Raw genomic sequence first — 22,885 nt, forward strand, 5'->3', positions numbered from 1 at the left:
ACCCGTTCCGAGCTGCGGGAAACTCCCCGCGATGACTCAACGAACCGACACGCCTCCCACGTGGGACGAGCGTACGCAGCTGGCCACCTTCCTGGACTACGCCCGTGATACCGCGCGAGCCAAGTGTGAGGGCGTGTCCGCCGAAGATGCTCGCAAGGCCCCACTCCCGAGTTCTCCGCTGATGACGTTGTGCGGGCTGATCAGTCATCTGCGGTGGGTCGAGTACTACTGGTTCCAAGTGATGTTCCTGGGCGAGGAGCTTGCGGGGCCGCTCACCGAGGCGACCGACGATGATCCCGATCCTGAGATGCGGACAGCAGTCGACATCCCGTTGCCCCAGCTTCTCGCCGAGTACGAGGAGCAGAGTGCCCGCTACCGTCGCCTGGTGTCCGACCACGAGCTGAACTCAACGGCCAAGCGTCCCATCAGCGACGGCCGCCACGTCGATCTCCGCTGGGTGATCCTCCACCTCATTGAGGAGACGTCCCGCCACAACGGCCACCTCGACGTCGTGCGTGAGCTCGTCGACGGGTGGACCGGCGCCTGAGATCTCGTGCGAGTCACGAGCGGAGCCAGAGCCGGATCGAGGCGAGGGTGACGGTGCCGTGGAACACATAGGCGCGTTTGTCGAACCTGGTGGCCACGGCGCGGGAGTTCTTGAGTGCCAAGATGGTCCGTTCGACTTCGTTCCTGCGCTTGTAGATCGTCTTGTCGAAGCCGGCGGGCCGTCCGCCCTTGCTGCCGCGGCGTTTGCGGTTGGCTCGCTGGTTCTTCGGCTCGGGGATGGTGTGCTTGATCTGCCGTCTGCGCAGGTAACGGCGGTTGCGGCGGGAGGAATACGCCTTGTCACCGCCGAGGTGGTCCGGGCGGGTGCGGGGGCGTCCGCCGCCGAGGCGGCCGACACGGATGCGTTCCATGACGGGGATGAACTGCGGGGCATCGCCCCACTGGCCTGGAGTGATCAGCAGGGCCAGGGGACGGAGCCCGCCTTCCCCAGCCAGATGGATCTTGGAGGTGAGGCCGCCCCGGGAGCGTCCGAGCCCCTCGTCGGGACGGTGTTGCCGGGGCGCGCGCCTTTTCCCGATCTGCGGGGGCCTCTTGCGTGCTCCGGCCGCGTGCTGGTGGGCTCGGCAGGTGGTGGAGTCCACCGACACCATCGACCAGTCGATGCTGCCCTGGGCATCCGCGTCGGCCAGGACGGCCGCGAAGAGCCTGTCCCACGTGCCGTCCGCTGACCAACGTCTGTGTGAAGTAGGCCGCCGGCGAGGTGCTCGTGGTTCGAGTCCTTTTCCGACGGCCCCTTCCCGAACGGTGCGGGCTAGTTTCCCAGCACACCGCTCTCCAGTGATTCTCTTCGAGTTGACGAGGGAGCCCGTCCTGCGTGAATTTCGTGGTGACACGCTTGACAGACCACCAGGGTATTTCGCCTGCGTGACGCCATGATCAGCGCCCACACTGGGCGGGCGGGCCGACCCGGCTTGTTCAGGTCTGCGAGCTTGCGGATGTGGTGAACCTCCACCCTCTCCGCTGACCCGCACATCTCGCACGTGTCGGCCAGGAGCCTTTTGACGAGTTCGTTCCTTCCGAAATACGTCATAGGCAGCGGCTCCTTGTCGGTGACTTCCGCCATGCGCTGCCGCTTCAAAGGGATACCTCCGAAACGGGCCACCAGTGGCTTCTTGTCGGCGCCTCGTGAGACCCTCACCTCGAAGCATGTTCGCGGACCGTCCGGAGTGGCGACGACCGCTTTAAATTTCCGAGCCATCCGCGTTGCGGAGGTTCGGTGCTTGGATGCGAGTGTCTTGAGCATGGATGACTCCATCACCCAGCGAAGACGCGATAGGCGTGAGACATCCTGCGCCAGCAAGTAGTACTGAACGAGACCCCGGTACTCTGCTTGATATGCAGCAACGATTGAGAAATCGCTGTCGTGGAGTAGCACCCCACGCTGGTAAGGTTTCCCGTTTCGCATGTAGGGCGCGCACCGCTGTCGGACTAACTCCTGCGGCACGAACAGCCCAATGATGCCGTTGGCTGAACGGCGAGGACCTGTGAGTTTCGTGTCGCATCGCTGTGCTTTGACCTCGTAGCCGAGGAAGCGCGCCGCCTGGCTGGAGGCGTGCGTGATGAGAGTCTTTGGTTCAGAGAGGCTCAGCTTGAGGTCAGCGTAGAGGAACTCTTTGATCCGCGACTTTATCTCTTCGGCTTCGTTCTTTGGCCCAGCGAATCCGAGTAGCCAGTCGTCGGCGTACCTGACGTATCGCAGCCGACGGAATCCCGGGTCGTGCGGGTCTAAGCTCGGTAGCGAGCGTCGCTTGAGACGCAGTTCTCGCGCTGCTTCCTTGTCGCCGCGTGCCACCGCCCGCCACATTCGGGCATCCAGCCGGTGATATTCAGGATGATGCCGCCTCTGCCTTCCTCGGTTGTAGTCCGGCAGTAGTTCCTGTTCAACGAACCGGTCCAGCCGGTCGAGGTAGATGTTGGACAGGACAGGCGAGACGACCCCGCCCTGCGGCGCGCCGCTGAGCGTGGCGTTCCACTGCCAGTCCTCCAGATACCCCGCACGAAGCATGCAGCGAATGAGCTGCACGAATCGGCCATCGTGGATCTTCTCCCTGAGGATCGTGAGCATGACCTCGTGATCCAAACTGCCGAAGCAATCAGAGATATCGCCCTCGATGAACCACCGTGTTCCAGTCCAGTTTTTCACTACCTCCTGCAATGCCGTGTGGCAGCCACGACGGGAGCGAAAGCCATGGGATCGGTCGGAAAACTGGACGTCGTAGTACGCCTCCAGCAAGAGGCGGACTACTTCGGCAACCAGCTTGTCCGACCACGTCGGCAAACCAAGCGGGCGCTTCTTCTTCGAGTCTCCCTTCTTTTCGATATAGACCCGCTTGACTGGCGTCCACCGGTAGGACTCCGAACGGAGTCTCTCGATGATCGCGTCGATCTTCAGTATCGACATTCCGTCGACTGTCTCTCCTGTGACTCCAGGTGTCATCGCACCGTTGTTCCGGTAGATGCGCCCGTATGCCAAAAGATAGAGATCCCTGTTGAACAGTTGCCTGTAGATCCTCTCCAGCGGCAAGCCTCGCTTGCCGCGTTCTCGAATGACGTCCAGTACTGTTCCAGCACTCTGCATTACGCATACCTCCCTTTCCTGGACGTCGTCATCACCTGTGTCCCTTCGCCCTGCGGTCCGGTTTTCCCGGCCTCCCCGGCAGGTCGTCACTCCTGCGACTAATATGGACACTCCGTCACCATAGGACTCTCGTCCCGTAGGTGATCCCGCGGTACGTCTTTGTTGTACGTATCTAGCGCAACTTAGGTCGCCCACTCATTTCCTTAGCCGCCCTCATTGGGAGGCGTCTCCTATCCCGGAGGTGCCCGGCCAAACGACACATAGCCAGGCAGGGTAAGAGCATCGGTTTCAGGTGCTGTTCCGATGGGTTTCTACTTGTGCCCCTGGAAATTAGGCTTTAAGCAATCCAGCTTTGACCATATTGCGCGGGTCTTGCGGCACTCCGTCGTCATGCACCTTCAGATCGGCTGCCGCTTTCCTGACATGCTACGGTCCCCTTTGGCTTTCACCGCCAGGTAAGTCAGGTGACCCAAGAACCCCCTCCGAGTTCATCTCGGATACTCCGGGGATACAACAAAGCGCCTCACGGCGCACGCCGCTCATACACGGTCTTCCACTTCCCGAACCGCGCAGGCAGATCCCGCCACGGCATCCCGGTCCGGTTCCGGTACAGGATCCCGTTGATGATCCTGCGGTGACTGGCCCAACGACCACCGCGCTGCCCAGCCTTGGGCAGATGCGGCTTCAGCCGGGCCCACTCCTCGTTCGTGAGATCTCCCCGCCCCATGGCCATGCCAACGGACCGAAGCGCGAGAAGTCACATCATCCGCCGGACAGGCCCTAGGTCTGTCTCGATCTTGGTGTCGTATATGTCCTGCTGGGCAGGGGCTGGTGACAGGTGGTGCAGATGCCGGTCCAGCACCTCAAGATGTCCTGGAGAGCGTCGAGGATCTGGTAGAGGGTGAGTCCGGTCCGGGGACTTTGGGGGCCAGTCGCTGTTCGGTGAGGAAGGCATGGGCGGCGGTCACGAGGGTGACGTGGTGGTGCCAGCCCGGCCAGGACCGGCCTTCGAAGTGGTCCAGGCCCAGGCCGTGCTTGAACTCGCGGTAGTCGTGCTCAATGCGCCAGCGGACCTTGGCCAGACGGACCAGGTCGCGGATCGCCGTGTCGGCCGGCAGGTTGGACAGCCAGTAGTCGGTGGGAGCCTCGGCTTCTTCGGGCCACTCAACCAGAAGCCAGCAGTCCGGCGGGACCCCGTCCCACCAGCCCTGCTCGGCGGAGGCAGCGGCACGGATCGGACGCTCGACGGCCTTGCCCGCAGGGCGGATACGCACGGCGGCGAAGCGGGACCGTAACTCTCCTCGCGAGCCGTTGCGCCAGGTGACGGTGGTGAACGCCTCCTGCGCGAGACCGGCGGCCAGGGCCGCCACCGACGGGGCGGGATGGCGATAGCAAGGCTGTGGCCAGCATCCGATGGGCCCGTTGCGGGTCGGGGCAACGGGCTGTTCCTGGAAGGGGTGGGCGGTCACGTCCGCGCGGACGGCCAGCACGTAGTCGATGCCGCGGTCTGCCAGGCCGGCCCGCAGGTGTGCGTTGGTGCCGTAGGCCGCGTCGGCCACGACGACCGGCGGCCTCATGCCCCAGCCGGCCAGCGTGTCGAGCATGTCCAGAGCCAGCCGCCACTTCTCGCGGTGCGTGACCTCGGGCGGGACACGGGTGACGGCCCTGCGGTCGGTGTCGAACGCCCACTCCTTCGGCAGGAACAGCCGCCATTGCAGCGGGCAGGACGCGATGTCGGTGGCAGCGTGGACGCTGACCGCGACCTGGCAGTTGGCACGCTTGCCCAAGGCCCCGCAGTACTGCGGGGCCACCGCGACCGACATCCGGCCGTCCTTGGGTACCGACACGTCGTCGATCACCCAGGCCGTCGGGGTGATGAGCGGCAGCATCCGTTCGCAGATCCGCCGCTGCACCGGCACCGGATCCCAGGTGGACTGGTTCACGAACTGCTGCAGGTTCTGTTCGTCGCCGTCCGGCAGCCGCGAGGCCATGGCCTGGATCGACTTGCGGCGGCCGTCCAGCATCAGTCCCCGCAGGTAGCAGTCGCCCTTGGCTCGCTGGTCCTTGCGCGGCACCGAGGCGAACACATCAGCGACGTATAACGCCAACAGTGCCCGGACACGGTTCACTTCGTGTGCGTCCACACATCCAACATGCCCAGGAACAGCCCGAACCGGAAGACCTAACGGAGTCCTACTAGTCGGGTGAAGGGACTACAGAGCTGGAGCCCTGTGTGCCGCACCATTCGGTCAATGCTTTACGGGCCGCGTCGATGCGATGTTCAGGTGACTCGTCCGAGATGGCCCATGCGATATAGGCGTCTGGTCTGACCAGAACGCTCTTTTTGGTAGCGCCCTTCGGGGATACGATCTCCACCTCGTCGGCCCACTCTGTGATCAGTGAGGGGAAGCGTTCCGTGTCGGACGGTGTGACAAGGACGAACCGTCGCTTACGAAGGGCTTCGTAGAGTCTGCGTCCGTCGCTGAGGCGGACGTCAGGTGCCCGCTTCCCGACAAGGGGATGCGCGCCGACCGGAGCGGCGTAGGAAATGTCGATTCCCGAGATTGCCATGGCCAGTCGTCGGGCCACTGGTGGGGTTTGCAGCACCGTACGCGCTGACAAGTCACGGAGGCCGCACAATGCCCGTGGTGTGGTGAGGACGCCGCGGAGCAGCGCCCCGCTCATCCGCAGAACCCGGTGTCCCACTGGGTGCCGTTCGTTCTGATAGCTGTCGAGCAGGGTGTCTGGTGCGCGGCCACGCTGAACGGCTGCGAGTTTCCAGCTCAGGTTTGCGGAGTCCTGGATGCTGGTGTTGAGGCCCATGCCGCCGGCCGGGGAATGGACGTGGGCGGCGTCGCCGACGAGGAATGCTCGGCCTACTCGGTAGCGGGGTGACTGGCGTTCGTCGCTGTGGAATCTGGAGAGCCAGCGAGGGTCGTGCATGCCGAAGTCGCTGCCGAGCGTCTGGCGGGCGACGTCTTTGATTTCTTCCAGGTCGACCGATGCGTTGTCGGGCATGGGGTGGTGGCGATTCCAGGCCATGACCCTGAACCAGCCGTCGCCGAACGGGACGACAATGGCGAAGGCGTCTCCGGTCGCTGCCACGGTGGGCGGCTTCTTCGGCGGATCAGCCATCCGGACGTCTGCGAGCATCATGGAGCGAACGGCGGAGCGGCCGGGGAATGGGAGGCCGAGGGACTGGCGCACGCAGCTGTTTCGTCCGTCTGCGCCGACGACGTAGTCTGCGCGCAGGCTGTGTTCAGTGCCGGCTGGTGTCTTCACGGTGACGTCGACACCGCTCGGGTCTTGCTGGACGCCAGTCACTTCGTGGGCCCGCATGATGTTCACGCCGTGTGTCAGGGCGCGGGACAGGAGCAGTCGCTCGGTGTTGTACTGGGGCGTCACGAGCACGTGGGGGTAACGGGTCGGCAGGTGCGACAGATCGATCCGCAGGAATTGCAGGATCGGGTTGCGGAGGCCGGTCATCAGCAGGTCGTCGGCAAGGCCGCGGGCGTCCAGTTGCTCCATCGTTCGGGCGTGAACGGCGAATGCGCGGGTCAGCTGGGATTCCCCTTCTCGCCGTTCAACGACGGTGCAGCGCACTCCGGCCTCGGCCAGGTCACCTGCGAGCAGCAACCCCGCGGGGCCAGCACCGACGACCAGCACGTCAACGTCGGATCCCATGTCCTGCCCTCCGCGTGTCACAGAACGAGTAGTACCGACCCGTGATCACCTGGCTGCCGCCCGCCACCGGTGGTGATGTTCAGGGCGGGTGGGTGACTGTGCCCAGGAGCACACTCGAGTGGCGTAACCGGTGAATTCTCCTGACCGTGGATGTGCCCGCGGCATGTAAGGACCACCGTACGAGACAGACCACTTCCTCGCCTGTCAGGCAACGGCCGTCCCACTCGTACCGAAGCGGTGTTTCCAGACGCGCTGAATCGCTGCCCCGCAATTAATGTTGACCTCATGCGGCGCCGCTTTCCCGTCACATCCCCGGAGGGCATGACGTAAGGGGCCCGCGAGCGGACATCGAGAGGAGCGCAACCATGCCCTTCGCCACCGCCGAGGACGGCACGCAGATCTTCTACAAGGACTGGGGCTCGGGCCAACCCGTCGTCTTCTCCCACGGCTGGCCGCTCACCGCCGACGCCTGGGACCCCCAGATGAAGCTCATGGTGGACAACGGATTCCGCGCCATCGCCCACGACCGACGCGGCGGCGGACGCTCCGGTCAGCCCTGGGACGGCAACAACCTCGACACCTACGCCGACGACCTGGCCGCGGTCATCGAAACCGAAGACCTGCGCGACATCATCCTGGTCGGGCACTCCACCGGCGGCGGCGAAGTCACCCGCTACATCGGCCGGCACGGCACGGCACGGGTCGCCAAACTGGTCCTGCTCGGCGCCATCCCGCCGCTGATGCTGAAGACGGAAGCCAACCCCGAGGGCCTGCCGATCGAGGTGTTCGACGAGATCCGCCAGGGTGTGCTCACGGACCGCTCGCAGTACTACAAGGACCTCAGTGCCCCGTTCTACGGTGCCAACCGTGAGGGCTCGACCGTCTCCCAGGGAACGCGTGACGAATTCTGGCTCTGGAGCATGACCGTCGGCATCAAGGGCGCCTACGACTGCATCAAGGCGTTCTCCGAGACGGACACGACCGAGGACCTGAAGAAGGTCGATGTGCCGACACTGATCGTGCACGGCGACGACGACCAGATCGTGCCCATCGTCTCCGCGGGCGCCAAATCATCCAAGATCGTCAAGGACGCGCAGTACAAGGTCTACGAGGGCGCACCTCATGGCCTTGCGATGGTGCCCAAGTACGCCGAGATCTTCAACAGAGACCTGCTTGAGTTCGCGCGTAGTTACTGACCTTGTTGGCGTGATGTCGTGGCTGACAGGTGGTGGTTGTCGCGGTAGGCCGGTCACATGAGGTATCCGCAAGGGGGCGGGCTGACCGCGGAGCGGCGGGCATTTCGCGAGCACATCCGGATGGAGGCGGCCGAGTTATTCGCCCTGGGACACGACAATGCCGCTATCGCCCAGCAGTTACGGGTCAGCGTGCGCTCGGTACAGCGGTGGCGCCAGACATGGGAGCACGGCGGAACGCCGGCCCTGGAGTCAAAGGGGCCGGCGTCCAGGCCCAAGCTGAGTGAGGCACTGTTCGCAGTGCTCGAGCAGGAGCTGGCCAAGGGGCCGGTCGCGCACGGCTGGCCGGACCAGACCTGGACGCTGGCTCGGATCAAGACGCTGATCGGGCGCCGGTTCCACAAGAGCATGACGCTGTCGGCCATCGCGCAGATGCTGCACCGGCACGGCTTCAGCCACCAGGTCCCCGCCCGCCGCGCTCTGGAGCGCAACGAGGAAGCCGTCACCGGCTGGGTGAAGGAGACCTGGCCCCAGGTGGAAACGCCGTGGCGGCGCTCGGGGCCTGGCTGTGCTTCGAAGACGAAGCCGGCTTCTCGATGACGCCGCCCACCACCCGCACCTGGGCCAGGCGCGGACACACACCCCTCATCCGGGTCCGGGGGGCGCTCCCAGCGCCGCTTCTCCATCGCCGCTCTGGCCTGCTACAAGCAGGGCGAACGCTCACGCCTGATCTACCGGCCCAAGCACCACGTCGATCACAAGCGGGGCGGCAGACGCAGCTTCACCTGGACCGATTACCGCGACCTGCTGATCGCCGCCCACCAGCAGCTCGGCGCGCCGATCGTACTCGTCTGGGACAACCTCAACGTGCACAAAGACGCCCGGCTACGGGAGTTCATCGACACCCACGACTGGATCACCTGCTACTTCCTGCCGGCCTATGCACCAGACCTCAACCCTGTCGAGGGCATCTGGTCACTGCTGCGACGCAGCAGCCAGGCCAACACCGCTTTCGCCGATCCCGACCACCTGATGCGCACCCTTCGACAGGGCCTGCGCGAGATCCAGTACCGCAGCAAACTCATCGATGGATGTCTCGCCGAAACCGGCCTCACCGTGACGACATCACGCCAGCAAGGTCAGTAACCGTGGCGGGCGTCGCGACGGACCAGCCCGGCCCGTAGAACGTTGAGAGCGCCCACCGTGTCCGCGTGCGCGCTGTGGCCGCACGAGACGCAGTGGAACTTCTCCTGGGTGGGCCGGTTCTGCGCTGACGCGTGCCCGCATTCGGGGCAGGTCCGGGAGGTGTTGCGGGGGTCCACGGCGATCACGTCTCGTCCGGCGCTTTCAGCCTTGGCGCGCAGGATCGTCAGGAACGCCCCCCATCCGGCATCAGAGATCGAGTGGTTGAGTCCGGCCTTCGCTGCCGCGCCGTTGGACAGGAAGGCGCTCGGCCGGTCAGGGTCGGGCTTCGGTGCGGGGGCCTTGACCATGTTGCGGATCTTGAGGTCTTCGTGCGCGATGAAGTCGTGTTCACGGACGAGGTCAAGGGCGGTCTTGTGGGCGTGGTCGAGGCGCTGCCGCCTCACCCTGCGGTGGAGGTCGGCAACCCGCTGGACGGCCCGCTGGTGGTTCTTGGTGCGCTTGTCGCGCCGGACGCGGGGGAAGCGGGCGAGGGCCTGCTGTGCGGCTTCGAGCTTGGCGGCGGCCTTGCGGCCGTGGCGGGGGTTGGGTACGAACTCGCCGCCAGAGTCGGCGAGGAAGTTCGCTATGCCCATGTCGATGCCGACCACAGAGCCGGTGACGGGCAGGGGTTCGGGCTCGGCCTGGTCGGCGGTCAGAATGACGTACCAGCGTTTGCCTTCACGCTTGACGCTGACCAGGTCATCCGGCCGCTGTGATGGTGTCCGATGGTCCGGCAGGGGGATGCCGGCCTCGCTGCGCCACAGTACGTCGCTGAGGGCGTCGCGGACGCGACAGGTGTCGTGGCCGGCTCAGTGGTGTGTGGTGTGGTCGTGCTGGGCGCGGGCGGCGGCGCGGACGATGTTGCGGGACATGCCTCCGAAGACGACCGCGTGGAGGGGCTTGATACTCCACCAGTACAGATGGCCCAGCAGGCCGCGGGGGTGGAACAGCGCCCGCTGCCGGTATCGGACCGGGCCACTGCCGTTGCCGTCCACTCGCATCTCCAGCCAGGCCAGGCCGGGGAGCCGCATCTCGGCGCGTAGTCGCAGCAGCCCGCCGCGTTCGATCTCCTCGACTCGCCAGAAGTCGAGCGAGTCACCGGCCCGCAGCCGTCGGGCGTCCCGCCGGCCCCGGCGCAGGCCGACGCCGCCGACGAGGCGGTCGACCCAGCCGCGCGCGGCCCAGGCCAGCGGGAGGGAGTACCAGCCGTTCTCGCCGCCGATGCCTTCGATGACCTGCCACAGTGCCTCCGGCGCCACGTTCGCCTCGCGTTCTCGGACGTCGGCGTACAGGCTGCCGCCTGCCCAGTCCGGGTCGGTCGGCAGCGGGTCGCTGGGGGCGCCGGGCACGGAAGCCGAGGACCAGCGTGTGGCGACCTGGGCTTCCCGGACGCGCTGCAACGCAAGGGTGACTGCTTGGTCGAAGCCGAGCGGATGGCCGGGCGGACTGGGCAGGTACCGCTCGATGTCCCGCTCCCGGCAGACCACTTCGTTGCGCAGGGACTCCGTGAGCGGGCGGGCGATCGAGGCGGGCACCGGGGTCACCAGGCCGACCCAGTGACTTGACAGTCGGGGTGTCAGCACGGGCACGGGCATGATGAGCCGCCGGGGCAGTCCGGCGACGGCGGCGTACCGCTGCATCATCTCCCGGTAGGTGAGCACCTCCGGGCCACCGATGTCGAAGGCGCGGCTGACGTCGGCGGGCAGACGGGAGCAGCCCACCAGGACGCGCAGGACGTCCCGCACAGCGATGGGCTGGATACGGGTGTGCACCCAGCGCGGGGTGACCATCACCGGCAGCCGCTCGGTGAGATAGCGCAGCATCTCGAAACTGGCCGAGCCGGAACCGATGATGACGGCGGCGCGCAGGACGGCGGTCGGCACACCCGAGCCGAGCAGGATGCGGCCCACCTCGGCACGGGAACGCAGGTGGGGAGACAGATCCGACTCGGCAACCCCTTCCGGGGTCAGTCCGCCGAGGTAGACGAGGCGGCGGACGTGGGCCCGACGGGCCTGCTCGCCGAAGACGCGGGCCGCGTCACGGTCGGTCCGTTCGAAGTCGCGCCCGGTGCCGAGGGCGTGCACCAGGTAGTAGGCCACGTCCACGCCGCCCATCGCCCGTGCCACCGACGCGGCGTCGAGGACGTCGCCCCGGACGACCTCCACCCGGTCGGCCCACGGATGGTCGCGCAGCTTGCGCGGTGTGCGCGCCAGGCAGCGCACCCGGTACCCGGCGTGAAGCAGCTCGGGCACGAGCCGACCGCCGATGTAGCCGCTCGCGCCGGTCACCAGACAGGTCAGTGGCTCGTGAGTCGTCGCCCCGTCGCCGGTCGTCGTCGTGGTCGCCTCGTCCGCCACCGGTACCGTCCCTGCTCCTCGCTCGTGCGCCGCACCTTGCTTTCCCGGACTTCTACAGTGTTGACCGTCCAGCGGAACGCGCCTCGTACTCGCGCTGATCGGGTGACGTCAGCGGCTGCGGGCACCGCCGGGCGAGAGGACCGACCGGAATGACCGGGCCGGCCCAAGGCATCACCCCGTACCCAGCGGGCACATTGATCACATGGTGCCCCGGCCTCAGTACACCGCACGCACGCTGCTCACCCTGCTCACGCGGCCGCCCGCTGCACGGGGCAGGGCCGACTCCTTCCACGGGCCGCTCCGGACACTGCTGGCCCGTGCCGACCGCCGCGTCTTCGAGGAGGTCGCCGCCCGCCACTGGCCGCTCGCCGAGAAGGTGCTGCCCCGGCTGAGCCGCAGCGCCGACCACGGGCTGCTGTGGTTCGGTGTCGCGGCCGGAATGGCCACGCTAGGCGGGCGGCCTCGGCGACGGGCCGCCGTCCGCGCCGTCGCGTCACTGGCCGTGGCCTCGGCCACCGTGAACACCCTCGCCAAACGGTCGGCGCGGCGCCCCCGTCCGCCGCTGGACGGTGTACCGGCGGTGCGGCACCTCGCCCGTCTCCCCTTCACCACTTCGTTTCCCTCCGGTCATGCGGCCTCGGCCGCGGCCTTCGCCGTCGGCGCCGGCCTGGAGTCCCGCCGCTGGGGCGTTGCCCTGGCCCCACTGGCCTGGTCGGTGGCCTTCTCCCGCATCTACACCGGAGTGCACTACCCCGGCGACGTACTGGCGGGGGCGGCCCTCGGGGTGGGTGCGGCGTACGCCGTGCGCGGTATTGCCCCGACCAGGGAGCAGCTGGGCCCGCAGGCCCGACCGCGCGCCGAGGCGCCGGCTCTGCCCGCCGGGCGCGGACTGGTGGGCGTGGCCAACAGCGCGGCAGGCACCGGGGGCGAGGCGCTGCGGCAGGCACGCGCCGCACTGCCGGAGGCGGAGTTCGTCACTGCGAGGCCGGACGCTTCGCTGGAGGAGCTGTTCGACCAGGCCGCCGGACGCGCCACCGCACTGGGGGTGATCGGCGGCGACGGCACGGTGAACGCGGCCGTCACCGCGGCCGTACGGCACAGGCTGCCGCTGGCGGTCCTGCCCGGCGGGACGCTGAACCACTTCGCCTACGACCTCGACCTGCACTCGGTCGAGGACGCGGCCGAGGCCGTCACCGGCGGACACGCGGTGAGCGTGGACGTGGCCCGGTTCCGGCCGGGGCCGCACGGCCGCGAGGCCTACTTCGTCAACACCTTCAGCATCGGCGCCTACACCGACCTGGTGAGAGTGCGGGAGAAGTGGTCGCCGCGGCTGGGTAGCTTGGCTGCGGGCGCTCTCGCGGTGCTGCACGTGCTGGGTACCGCGCGTACGGTGGAGGCCGAGTTCGACGGGCGGCGGCGTCAGATCTGGCTGTTGTTCGCCGGTAACTGCACCTACCGTGGCCTGGGCCTGGCACCGGTACGCCGCCACGACCTGGCCGACGGCCTGCTCGACGTACGGGTCGTACGGGCCGGACACCTGGCCCGACTGCGCCTGGTGGCCGCCGCCCTGTCCGGCACCCTGCGCCACTCTCCCGTGCTGTCAGCGCGGCGCGTCAAGCGCCTACGCGTCACCGGCTTGGACGGCGCCTCCCATGTGGCCTACGACGGTGAGACCGCACCGGCCCCGCCCGCACTGCTGCTGGACAAGGCGCCGAGCGCACTGACCGTCTACCGCCCACTGCCCGAGGCGCCCTGACGGTGGGGTGTGGAAGCCGTGGTGCGTCTGTCACCGGCGCGTCGTCGGTGGGGAGGCAGCGTCGGTGGTCCGGGCGCGGAGCGGACATCGCATGAGGCGACGCGGGTAGAGGAGCTGGGACCGCGAGGAGCGCAGGCTGAGGAGGACGGTTTCGATGAGCACAGCGGACAAGGCCGACAACACCGGCGACAAGAAGAAGGGCAAGGCAAAGGAAGCACTCGGCAAGGCGGTCGGCGACGAACGCTTGCAAGCAGAAGGCAAGGCCGACCACGTCGAAGGCGACGTCAAACAGGCCGACGAGAAAGCCAAGGACGCGGCGAAGGACCTCTTCAGGGACTGAGTTGCATTCCTGACGAAGGCGGCTCATGGCTCATCGAGCTGCGGCCCGGCTTCCGCGCTGCCCCCGGTTCGACAGCGGAGTCGCGCGCGGCAGCGGACCGGCGAGGCAGGTGTGAGGATGCCCAGTCATTCCTGTGGGGAGTAGACGATCATGGATGATACTGACGGCCGTAAGCAAGAGTGGTGGGCGGCGCTGTGCCGCACACCGGTGGCGGTCTGGAACGATGACGTCGCCGACTGGGCCGCCGCTCTGACCTACTACGCCGTCCTCGCCCTGTTCCCCGTCCTGTTGGTGATTCTCTCGGTTCTGGGGCTGACCATGCCCACTACGACGCCTGCGGTGATCGACCGGGTGACGGGGGTCGTCCCGGTCGCCTCCCGCGGGCTGCTGCGCGGTGCTCTTCTGCAGATGGCCGAACAGTCGTCCGCGGCATGGATGCTGGTCTTCTTCGGCGCCGTCGGAGCGTTGTGGTCGGGCTGCAGCTATCTGAGTGTCTTCCGCAGGGCCCTGCACGCGATCCACCACGCCAACGCACACCGGCCGGTATGGCGCACCGCCCCGCGCATCATCATCACTGCGATCGTACTGATCAGCCTGCTGCTCACCACGACTCTCGCGCTGTTGGTGAGCGGGAGCCTGGCCAGGCGCCTGGGCCGGGCCTTCAACCTGGGCACCGTGCCTCAGACCGCGTGGGACGCGCTGCGCTGGCCCGTTCTGGCTGCGGTGGCGGTTGCCCTCGTCCTGGTGCTCTACCGGTCAGGTCCGGCTCCCTCGAGACGGGTGCGGAAAACGGCGCCGGGTGGTGGGCTGGCGATCGTGCTTCTGCTGACCATCTCCCTCGGCTTCACCCTCTACGCCTCGCACGTGAGCACTTACCACCGTCTGTACGGTTCGCTGGCGGGCGTGGTGGTCTTCCTCATCTGGCTGTGGCTGTCCAACCTGGCCCTCTTGATCGGCGCTCAGTTCAACGTAGAGCTGGCGAAACCCGCCCCGCATCGGTCGACTGCGATTGCTGCCTCAGCGTCGGCGACCCCACAGTCTCCCAGCTGATCGTCTGCTTACCTGCGAGGCCGGCCCGGCCCCATCGGCGCCACCGGCGAACAACGCGTCCAGGCCACCCGCGAACGCCGCGCCGCCGACCGCGCCCTCACCGCCTGGGCCCGGAACAACGCCGCCGACCTGCGCCGCATCGCCGGCCAGATCACCGCCCTCACCCAGCTCCCCGCCGCCGCCCGCGGCCCCGTCAGCCAGCTCGACGCGGCCCTCGCCCAGGACGATCCCGCCGCCCTCGTCCGCCCGCTGAACGCCACTCGCCCCTACCTGACCCACCTCCACCCCGACCTCGCCGCCCGACTCGACGCCCTCACCGACACCACCTCCGCCGCCTCCGACTGACCCGGTGCTTCCTCGACTGCTACAGATGTCGGCGCCGAGAGGGATCTGCTGCCGGGAGGCGCTGTCAGGAGGTCCGGGCACGGCGCCGACGACGGTGACCGGCCGGCTGCGGCGCGCCGGCTCCGCACTACCAGTTCTCCAAACAGCCCATGGGCGCTCACCTGGGCAGGTCACCTACCACGGCGGACACCACCGCGAGGATCACGGTGGCCACCGTGATGGCAGCTATCACCGGGCGTCCGTTCCACGACGCCGGCCGCTTCGCCGTGCGTTCATGCACGTCGGCGTTGTTGGGACTATCCGACTCGGGCGGCAGCCGGTACGCCCCAGCGAGGCCGCAAAAGGCTCCGCACCAGCGTTGTGAGCATCCACGCACCGCCAACGGGTGATCCGACTCGTAGGCTTCGGCCATGACAGAGATCAAGACCCCGACGCCCCGTGACGCCTACGAGCTGCTGCTGGCCGGTAACCAGCGCTTCGTCGCGGGCTCCCCCGAGCACCCGAACCAGGACGCTACCCGCCGCGCCGAGATTGCACCGTCCCAGCAGCCCTTCGCCGTGCTGTTCGGATGCTCCGACTCCCGGCTGGCCGCCGAGATCATCTTCGACCGCGGCCTGGGCGACCTGTTCGTGGTGCGCACCGCCGGCCACGTCATGGGCCCGGAGGTGCTGGGCAGCATCGAGTTCGGCGTGGACGTGCTGGGCTGCCCGCTGGTCGTGGTCCTCGGTCACGACTCGTGCGGCGCGGTCGGCGCGGCGTGCGCCGCGCTGGAGGACGGCATGACACCGGCCGGATACGTCCGGGACGTCGTGGAGCGGGTGACCCCCAGCGTGCTGGCCGCACGGGCCGCCGGACAGGTCGAGCCCGATCAGATCCTCGCCGAGCACATAAGGCACACCGCCGACCTGCTGCTGGACCGCTCCCGAGTCCTCGCCGACAAGGTCGCCGCCGGGCAGGCCGCCGTGGTGGGCCTGCACTACCGCCTAGCCGACGGCAGCGCACAACTCGTCGCAGCCCGCGGCCTCGACGCAACGGTCCCCGCCGCGTCCTGACCGCCCCGGCCGTGGCTGCTCAGCGCGATGTGCCGCGGCCGCAGGACACGCCTATGTACGTGGATGAGGCGCGCGCCCAGCACCGTCCCCCGCCCTGATCTGGCGCGGGCCGCGGGCTGCGAGGTGTGCCGGGGATGAGGAACGGTCGTCACCGACGACGGGCGGCACGAGCTGTGCCCGGCCTGCCAGAACGGTGGCCGCTCAGCCGAACCCGTCCCCAACCCGCCCCGCCCCGTCTCCAAGAGCAGTGAGAGCACGGCGCCCGGCGCCGGTCACGCGGTAGACCGTGGCCCCGCGGCGCGGCGAAGCTGGTTGACGATCGCCAGTCCTAGTCCCTCCTCCGTCGGCAGGGAGGCGATGATGAGGTCGCATCCCTGCTGGTCGAGTTCGCGCAGGAACCCGTACAGCCCGCGCGCGTAGGCGGCGAGATTGCTGGGGACCCTCACCAAAGCGTGCGCCTTCACCGCAGTGCCGGCGAAGGTCGGGGGAAGGAATACGCCCACCTGGTGTCCCGGGGATCGGTCCGGGCACGGTGGACTTAACGGGGGTGGCGGGTCGACCAGGCACGTCCCAGGTGCGAATGCTCAGGCCACGCTGCAAGCTGGTGCCGTAGGCCGCAACTGTCGAAGGAAGTGTCGTGGTGGCGGTGGCCACACGTGGGATCGCCGGAGCGTCGACCCGGTGGGGGACGGCGCCGCCAGCCGAGGGTGTGATCGGGGCAGCCCTGCTGTCGCCTGTGATGTGCGCCGGGCTGATGCATGCGGCTTGCCGGTACATGCCGTGACTGAGAACGCGTCGCGACCGGCGACCGGCGCACGACGGCCCTATCTGATCGTGAACCCGCATTCAGGGGGAGGGAAGGCGAGCCGGTTCCGGATCGCGCAACGCGCCCGTGCGTTCGGAGTTCAGGTTTTCCTGATCGATCATTCCCTGCCCCAGGACCTGGCGACTGTCGCGCGACGCGCCGTGGACGACGGTGCGGATCTGCTCGGGGTCGCCGGGGGAGACGGCACGCAGGCGCTCGTCGCCGAGGTGGCCGCGGAGAGCGGCCTGCCGTTCATGGTCATTCCGGCGGGCACCCGCAACCACTTCGCGATGGATCTCGGTCTGGACCGTGAGGACCCTTCGGCCGCGCTGGAGGCCCTCAGGGACGGCGTCGAGCTGCGCGTGGATCTCGGGTACGCAGGCGAGCGGGCGTTCGTCAACAACGTGTCGTTCGGAGCGTACGCCGCCCTGGTGCAGGACCCCGCCTACCGGGAGGACAAGATCGGCACGATGGTACGGATCCTCCCGGAATTCCTGGCCCACCACCAGGGTCCGGAGCTGGTGGTACGCACAGGGCTGCTCACCGTGGACCGGCCGGACGCCGTACTGGTGAGCAACAACCCCTACCAGATCGACGACCCGGCCGGGCTCGACAGGCGTGCGCAGCTCGACTCCGGGCTCCTGGGAGTACTGGCCGCCAGGGCGGAGACCCCCGCCGAAACGGCCGCCAGGCTGCGAAGCGGGCAGATGCACGGACTGACCCGTCTGGCGACACCCGACGACGTCGTCATCCACGCCGATCCCCCGGTCGTCCCCGTCGGGCTGGACGGCGAAGCCGTCACCCTGCGCACTCCCGTGCGGTGCCGGATCAGTCCCCGGACGCTTCGGGTATGGGTTCCCCGCCATCGGCCGGGCATCGCGCCCACCGGATGGCGACCGCCGGGATGGTCCGTCGCCCAGCGGGCTGCTTCACTTGTCGGGCGGTTTCATGGCCGTCACACCGCTTGACCGAAGCAGGTCGCACAGTGGGCAGCGGAGACAGGGCCCGAAGGCCCATTGGGGCGTGGCGGCTAAAGGTGGAAGGCGAGATGGTGAGGCCGCTGTCAGGTGATCGGGTCTGTTCCGTAGTCGGTGGTGACGCAGAGGTGTGGTCAGCCCAGGAGGATGCGGTGGCGGAGGGGGGAAGCTCGCGCGGCCGTACATCTGGCGCTTGATCAGCTTGGTTTTGTTGTTCACGCCTTCGGTGCCGCCGTTGTGGTGCGGCAGGGTGAGTGCGGCGTCGACTGCGGCGCGGTCCTTCTCGAGGCCCCGGGTGAAAGCATGCAGGTGGGGCAGGTCCTCAGCCTGGACCGAGGTGATCCAGGTGCTCAGCAGGGTGGCATTGCCGTCGGCGGGATCCAGCAGCACGGCGAAGTGGTGGATGAGGTCGGCCAGGGCGGTCATCTCGTGGCAGGCAGTGCGGGCGGTCTCGATACGTTCCCGCTGGTGGTCCTTGAGGCGGTCGGGACGGGTGAGCAGGTAGCGGGCCAGGCGCCGGGGCGAGAGGGCAGGCCGGTCGGCCTCGACACGGCCCTGGTTGATGTAGCGGACCAGCAGGTTCGAGCTGCCGGTGTAGCCCAGCTCCCTGATCTCCTGGAGGAGATGGGTGACGGGGACGGCTGGGTTCTCCAGTCGGCGCTTGCGCAGGTGATCGCGGTAGGGGTCCACGAGGGTGGGCCGGTACTTGGGGGCGCGGATGAGGCGCTCGGGCTCGGTGACACGGTCATAGCGCTTGACGGTGTTCAAGGCGAGGTTCAGGCGCCGTGCGCACTCCAAAAGTCCGACTCCGCGCTCGCGCAGGGCGTGGACCTGCTGCCAGCGCTCGCGGGTGGTGGCAGCCTGTCCCCCCTCAGCCGGGGGCGGGCCCGCTTTCGCCCAGCAGGTGCTGTGCGCGGCGACTTCTTTGCGGACGGCCTCGGCGAGGCTGTTGGGTCGGACCGGGGCGCCCTGCCGGGATTGCTCCCGGTGGGTTTCCCCGGCCCGCCCGCCGAACCCGGCGTGCCCGTTTCCGAGCACCGGGCTCTCCACGAGATCATGCCGTTGGGATTGGGTCGGTCAGGGCGTCCGGCCAAGGGCTGGGGATGCTGTTGCCCCGGTAGCGATACCGAGTGATCGGCACCTTGCCGAGGTGGAACAGCGTGATCCCGTCCAACTCGATGAGTTTCCAACGCCCTTGCGGGCCTCGGAGCCATCGCCGGACGGCCGTCCACGTCATGCGGTGCCGGTGCATCACCCAGCGGACCAGCCGCCACCAGACGAAGGTGTGCAGGCGGGCCATGGTGTGCTTGGCGACCGCGTGTTTGAAGTAGTTGGCCCAGCCGCGCAGGATCTGGTTGATCCGGATCAGCGCGATCTTGTAATCGAGATGCGACAACCTCTGGGTCAGTGCCTTGATCTTCCGCTTCAGCGACACGACCGGCTTGTCGGCGATGAAGGTATAGACGTGCCACTTGTCCGTTCCCCGCTTCCGCATCCAAACGATACGAAAGCCGAGGAAGTCGAGCCCGTCCGCAAGATGGACGATCCGGGTCTTGGCCGGTGACAGGACCAGGCCCATCGGTGCCAGGACCTCACTCACCTGTTCGCGAAGCTCTTCGACGTGCTCCTTCGTGCCGTGGACCATGATGACGAAGTCGTCCGCGTAGCGGACCAGTCGCCAGGTCGGCAGGCCCCGATGTCGCCGTCGTTCGCGATCCCGCCGGGTCGTCATCACGCTTGACCATTGCTCGGCGGCGAAGTCGTCGAGCGCGGACAGCGCGATGTTGGCCAGCAGGGGCGAGAGGATGCCTCCTTGCGGTGTTCCGGAGGTGGTCTCGTTCCGTTCGCCGAACTCGGTCGTGATCCCGGCTTTGAGGAACGACTTCACCAGCGCCAGCACTCGCTTGTCCTTCACTCGCGCTCGGACCCGGCCCATCAGGGCCGCGTGGTCGATGCGGTCGAAGCACGCCTCGATGTCAGCGTCCAGCACCCAGCGATATCCCTGGGAACCGAACAGGTGAATCTCAGCGATCGCGTCGTGCGCACGCCGGTTGGGCCGGAACCCATACGAGCACGGACGGAAATCCGCCTCGAAGATCGGCTCCAGGACCAGCTTCAGCGCGGCCTGCACCACCCGGTCGGTGACGGTCGGCACGGTCATCGCATAGGGCCGTATCGTCCAGTGATTCCTTGGGTTCGCTGGTGGTCACGCATCCGTTTCACCCGCTGGCGGGCCGGCGTCTGGTGGTGTTGTTCACCAAGCGGCGAGCGGGAGCCGTGGTGTTTGTCTGCGCAAGCGGCGCATCGCGGAGTGTGACCCTGCCCCGGGAGTGGACCGACCGCGCCGGGGAGCCTGTCGGGCACCGGCTCACGGCCGAGGGCCTGAGTGCCGCTCGTGCACTGGTGGATGCGCTGGTCAGCTGTCGCGCCGGTGCGGACGGAGGCGGATCCTGATGACAAGGGACCAGCACCGTGCCGCTGTTGGGCTGCGGGCAGGAACGAGGCGCCATGGCCGGAGCGAGCGGGGTGTGTCGCGAGGCTGTGATGGCGGTGGCCAACATGGTCGAGTCCGTGCTGGGAGGCGGACGTGAACGGCAGGGGAAAATCCGCAGTTCGCATCTCGAGCGGCTGGCCGTCATTTATCTGCGGCAGTCCACGCTCGTGCAGGTCAGGGAGAACACCGAGTCCACGATGCGGCAATACGGCCTGGCCGACGAGGCGGTCAGGCTGGGCTGGGCCCGCTCGAACGTAGCCGTGATCGACGCCGATCTGGGGGCCTCGGGCCGGTTCGGCGCCGACCGGGAGGGGTTTCGCCAGGTCGTGGCGAAGGTCTGTCTCGGCGAGGCTGGAGCGATCTTCGGGCTGGAGGTCTCCCTGCTGGCGAGGTCCTCGGCGGACTTCGCCCGGCTGCTGGAGCTGGCACGGCTCACCGACACCCTGCTCATCGACGACGATGGCACCTACGACCTGGCCGACATCAACGACCGCCTCCTGCTGGGTCTGAAAGGCCAGATGAGCGAGGCCGAACTGCACATCCTGGCCTGCCGCATGCACGGGGGCCAAGAAGGCCGCGGCCGCACGCGGCGAACTGCGCTTCCCGCTGCCGGTCGGCTACGTCTACGACGACGAGGGTCTGTGCGTCCTGGACCCGGACGCGCAGGTGCAGGCCGCGATCGCGGACGTGTTCGCCGCCTTCAAGGCCGGCGGTTCGGCTTACGCGGTGGTCTCCACGTTCGTGGGCCGCCCCTTCCCTCTGCGGGCTTTCGGGGGCATCTGGGCCGGCCAGCTGCGCTGGGGCCGGCTGACCCACGCCCGTGCCCTCGGGGTGCTCAACAATCCCTGCTACGCGGGGACATATGTCTACGGACGGTACATCACCCGGCGGCGCGTCGACCCGGACGGCACCGTTCACACCGGCATCCAACTGCAGCCGCGGGCTGAGTGGCCGGTGGTCATCCATGACCACCACGATGGCTACATCACCTGGGACGACTACGAGGACAACCAGGCCAGGCTGGAGGCGAACTGCACCCATGACGGCGCCCGCCCGCCGCGCGAGGGCCTCGCCCTGTGTCAGGGGATCATGCTCTGCGGCTCCTGCGGGCGCCCGATGACCACCCGCTACCACCGCGGCGGCCGGGCCGCCTACGAGTGCTCGGCCTCCCGCGCCGACCAGCAGGCCACCGAAACCTGCCGCTCCATCGCCGCGGACACTGTGGACGACGCGGTCACCGAGCGGCTGCTGGCCGCACTCACCCCGCAGCAGATCGCTCTCGCCCTGGCCGCCGCAGGCGAGGTCGCCGACCGGCACACCCGCGGCCACCGCGCCGCTGAACTCGCCCTGGATCGCGCCCGTTACGAGGCCGACCGCGCCGAGCGCGCCTTCACCCGGGTCGAACCGGAAAACCGCCTGGTCGCCCGCACCTTGGAGACTCGCTGGGAGGCCAAGCTCGCTGCCCTCGCCGAAGCAGAGCAAGCCTTGGACGATGTCCGCAAGGCCCGGCCGGCGCTGCCCGAACCGGACGCTCTCAAGGCCCTCGCCACCGACCTGCCCCGCCTCTGGGACGCACCCGACACCCACCACAAGGACCGCAAACGCCTGCTGCGGACACTGATCGCGGACGTCACGCTACTGCCCGAACCCAACCGACACCGAGCACGGATCGGCATCCGCTGGCACACCGGCGCCACCGACGAAATCAGCGTGATGCGCAACGACCTGCGCACGCCGAGCGCCGCTATCGATCTGATCACCCGGCTCGGTCCCACCCACACGGACGACGAACTCGTCGACCAGCTCAACGCAGCCGGCCTGACCACCGGAAAGAAGCGCCCCTTCGACGTCAAAGCGGTGCGCTGGGCCCGCCATGCCTACCGCGTTCGGGCGCCCCGCACCGTTCCCTACCGGGACGGAGAGATCGGCATCGACGACATGGCCCGGATCCTGGGCGTCAGCTACAGCGCCGCCTACTACTGGATCACCCATCACCGTCTCGACGCCCGCCAGGACCGCAGCGGACGCTGGTGCGTGACCTGGAACGAAACCGTCGAAGCCGACTGCCGAGCCCGGATCGCCAGCTCCGGACACCTCAACCCCACCGGCCCCGGCGCCCGCCCGCTGCCCGGCCACGTCTACGGCTGCCTCACCGTCCACGACGTCGCGATGCGGCTCGGTATCCCAGCCGACGCCGTCTACTACTGGATCCGCATCCGCCGGCTGGCCGCCTATCGCACCCCGGCAGGCCGCTGGTGCATCCCCTGGGACAGCACGATCGAGGCATCAGCTCGCCAACACGCCGCCCACACACGGAACTTCACAGTCACAACGCCAACTATCACAGCAGGAGGGGCAGTATGAAGCATCCATTGGGATCCCCAGCCGGCGCAGTTTCCCACCGGACTTGGGGATCATCCGCTGCCGCACCGGCAGGGGCCGAAAGGTCCCAGCCTTCAGCGCCGAACGGATGCGGTTCAGGTGCGCTGTCATCCCGGACTC

At 68.0% G+C, this 22,885-nt stretch carries 15 protein-coding genes and 8 pseudogenes; 12 read left to right on the plus strand and 11 right to left on the minus strand.

All coding sequences use genetic code 11. The annotated features are described in order from the left end of the window. Window positions 1-31: 31 nt before the first annotated feature. The gene (locus tag A6P39_RS01595; RefSeq protein ID WP_067054413.1) at window positions 32-547 is read left to right on the plus strand and encodes a DinB family protein; all 516 of its coding nucleotides are present in this window, start codon (window positions 32-34) and stop codon (window positions 545-547) included. 13 nt (window positions 548-560) lie between these two features. Here A6P39_RS01595 and A6P39_RS01600 read toward each other — a convergent pair. From A6P39_RS01600 to A6P39_RS01620, 5 genes and pseudogenes are all read right to left on the minus strand, one after another. Continuing rightward, window positions 561-1,247, minus strand: a pseudogene (locus A6P39_RS01600) (IS5 family transposase); the annotation flags it as partial. Between the two features lie 71 nt (window positions 1,248-1,318). Continuing rightward, complete coding sequence (locus A6P39_RS01605; RefSeq protein WP_079133748.1) at window positions 1,319-3,145, minus strand: reverse transcriptase/maturase family protein; 1,827 nt, start codon at window positions 3,143-3,145, stop codon at window positions 1,319-1,321. A 535-nt stretch (window positions 3,146-3,680) separates the two neighbouring features. Further along, a pseudogene (locus A6P39_RS01610) lies at window positions 3,681-3,872 on the minus strand (transposase); the annotation flags it as partial. A 136-nt stretch (window positions 3,873-4,008) separates the two neighbouring features. Beyond that, window positions 4,009-5,289, minus strand: a complete 1,281-nt coding sequence (locus A6P39_RS01615) for an IS701 family transposase (protein WP_079133749.1) — start codon at window positions 5,287-5,289, stop codon at window positions 4,009-4,011. Between the two features lie 52 nt (window positions 5,290-5,341). Next, the gene (locus A6P39_RS01620) at window positions 5,342-6,829 is read right to left on the minus strand and encodes an FAD-dependent monooxygenase (protein ID WP_067054417.1); all 1,488 of its coding nucleotides are present in this window, start codon (window positions 6,827-6,829) and stop codon (window positions 5,342-5,344) included. A gap of 365 nt (window positions 6,830-7,194) precedes the next feature. On the opposite strand from A6P39_RS01620, the gene A6P39_RS01625 reads away from it, so the two are divergent. Together A6P39_RS01625 and A6P39_RS45285 are read left to right on the plus strand one after the other, a co-directional pair. Then, window positions 7,195-8,025, plus strand: a complete 831-nt coding sequence (locus tag A6P39_RS01625) for an alpha/beta fold hydrolase (RefSeq protein ID WP_067054419.1) — start codon at window positions 7,195-7,197, stop codon at window positions 8,023-8,025. A 57-nt stretch (window positions 8,026-8,082) separates the two neighbouring features. Further along, window positions 8,083-9,168, plus strand: a pseudogene (locus tag A6P39_RS45285) (IS630 family transposase). Here A6P39_RS45285 and A6P39_RS01640 read toward each other — a convergent pair. Next, window positions 9,162-9,905: pseudogene (locus A6P39_RS01640) on the minus strand (RNA-guided endonuclease InsQ/TnpB family protein); the annotation flags it as partial. The pseudogenes A6P39_RS45285 and A6P39_RS01640 overlap by 7 nt on opposite strands. A gap of 111 nt (window positions 9,906-10,016) precedes the next feature. Next, window positions 10,017-11,564: an SDR family oxidoreductase gene (locus A6P39_RS01645; protein ID WP_067054422.1), complete on the minus strand. Its 1,548-nt coding sequence runs from the start codon at window positions 11,562-11,564 to the stop codon at window positions 10,017-10,019. A gap of 202 nt (window positions 11,565-11,766) precedes the next feature. On the opposite strand from A6P39_RS01645, the gene A6P39_RS01650 reads away from it, so the two are divergent. The 4 genes and pseudogenes from A6P39_RS01650 to A6P39_RS01665 all read left to right on the plus strand — a co-directional run. Further along, window positions 11,767-13,320, plus strand: a complete 1,554-nt coding sequence (locus A6P39_RS01650; RefSeq protein WP_079133751.1) for a bifunctional phosphatase PAP2/diacylglycerol kinase family protein — start codon at window positions 11,767-11,769, stop codon at window positions 13,318-13,320. Between the two features lie 154 nt (window positions 13,321-13,474). Further along, entirely contained in the window at window positions 13,475-13,660 is a 186-nt protein-coding gene (locus tag A6P39_RS01655; RefSeq protein WP_067054424.1) for a CsbD family protein, read from the plus strand. Between the two features lie 150 nt (window positions 13,661-13,810). Continuing rightward, window positions 13,811-14,710, plus strand: coding sequence for a YihY/virulence factor BrkB family protein (locus A6P39_RS01660; protein WP_067054425.1), 900 nt, complete (start codon window positions 13,811-13,813; stop codon window positions 14,708-14,710). Window positions 14,711-14,719: 9 nt separating this feature from the next. Further along, window positions 14,720-15,055 (plus strand): annotated as a pseudogene (locus tag A6P39_RS01665) (type III effector protein); the annotation flags it as partial. A 157-nt stretch (window positions 15,056-15,212) separates the two neighbouring features. Here the strand turns inward: A6P39_RS01665 and A6P39_RS01670 are convergent. Next, entirely contained in the window at window positions 15,213-15,467 is a 255-nt protein-coding gene (locus A6P39_RS01670; protein ID WP_159396185.1) for a hypothetical protein, read from the minus strand. Between A6P39_RS01670 and A6P39_RS01675 the strand changes: the two genes are divergently transcribed. Further along, a complete protein-coding gene (locus A6P39_RS01675; protein WP_067054426.1) occupies window positions 15,466-16,107 on the plus strand; it encodes a carbonic anhydrase in 642 nt (213 codons plus the stop codon). The genes A6P39_RS01670 and A6P39_RS01675 overlap by 2 nt on opposite strands. 272 nt (window positions 16,108-16,379) lie before the next feature. On the opposite strand, the pseudogene A6P39_RS01680 reads toward A6P39_RS01675, so the two are convergent. Continuing rightward, window positions 16,380-16,619: pseudogene (locus tag A6P39_RS01680) on the minus strand (Sua5 family C-terminal domain-containing protein); the annotation flags it as partial. A 268-nt stretch (window positions 16,620-16,887) separates the two neighbouring features. Between A6P39_RS01680 and A6P39_RS01685 the strand changes: the two are divergent. After that, the gene (locus A6P39_RS01685; protein ID WP_331454067.1) at window positions 16,888-17,880 is read left to right on the plus strand and encodes a diacylglycerol/lipid kinase family protein; all 993 of its coding nucleotides are present in this window, start codon (window positions 16,888-16,890) and stop codon (window positions 17,878-17,880) included. Window positions 17,881-18,023: 143 nt separating this feature from the next. On the opposite strand, the pseudogene A6P39_RS01690 reads toward A6P39_RS01685, so the two are convergent. Both A6P39_RS01690 and ltrA read right to left on the minus strand, forming a co-directional pair. Further along, a pseudogene (locus A6P39_RS01690) lies at window positions 18,024-18,840 on the minus strand (transposase); the annotation flags it as partial. A gap of 103 nt (window positions 18,841-18,943) precedes the next feature. Next, the gene (gene ltrA / locus A6P39_RS01695) at window positions 18,944-20,050 is read right to left on the minus strand and encodes a group II intron reverse transcriptase/maturase (RefSeq protein ID WP_275883772.1); all 1,107 of its coding nucleotides are present in this window, start codon (window positions 20,048-20,050) and stop codon (window positions 18,944-18,946) included. Window positions 20,051-20,091: 41 nt separating this feature from the next. Here ltrA and A6P39_RS45290 point away from each other — a divergent pair, with 41 nt between their 5' ends. From A6P39_RS45290 to A6P39_RS01705, 3 genes and pseudogenes are all read left to right on the plus strand, one after another. Continuing rightward, window positions 20,092-20,343 (plus strand): DUF5372 family protein, encoded by a 252-nt coding sequence (locus tag A6P39_RS45290; RefSeq protein WP_443053049.1) that lies wholly within the window; start codon window positions 20,092-20,094, stop codon window positions 20,341-20,343. Window positions 20,344-20,580: 237 nt separating this feature from the next. Further along, window positions 20,581-20,895 (plus strand): annotated as a pseudogene (locus A6P39_RS45295) (recombinase family protein); the annotation flags it as partial. A gap of 154 nt (window positions 20,896-21,049) precedes the next feature. Then, window positions 21,050-22,747, plus strand: coding sequence for a recombinase zinc beta ribbon domain-containing protein (locus A6P39_RS01705; RefSeq protein ID WP_067039993.1), 1,698 nt, complete (start codon window positions 21,050-21,052; stop codon window positions 22,745-22,747). The last annotated feature ends 138 nt before the right edge of the window (window positions 22,748-22,885 follow it).

The organism is Streptomyces sp. FXJ1.172 (genome assembly GCF_001636945.3).
Taxonomy (GTDB): Bacteria; Actinomycetota; Actinomycetes; order Streptomycetales; family Streptomycetaceae; genus Streptomyces.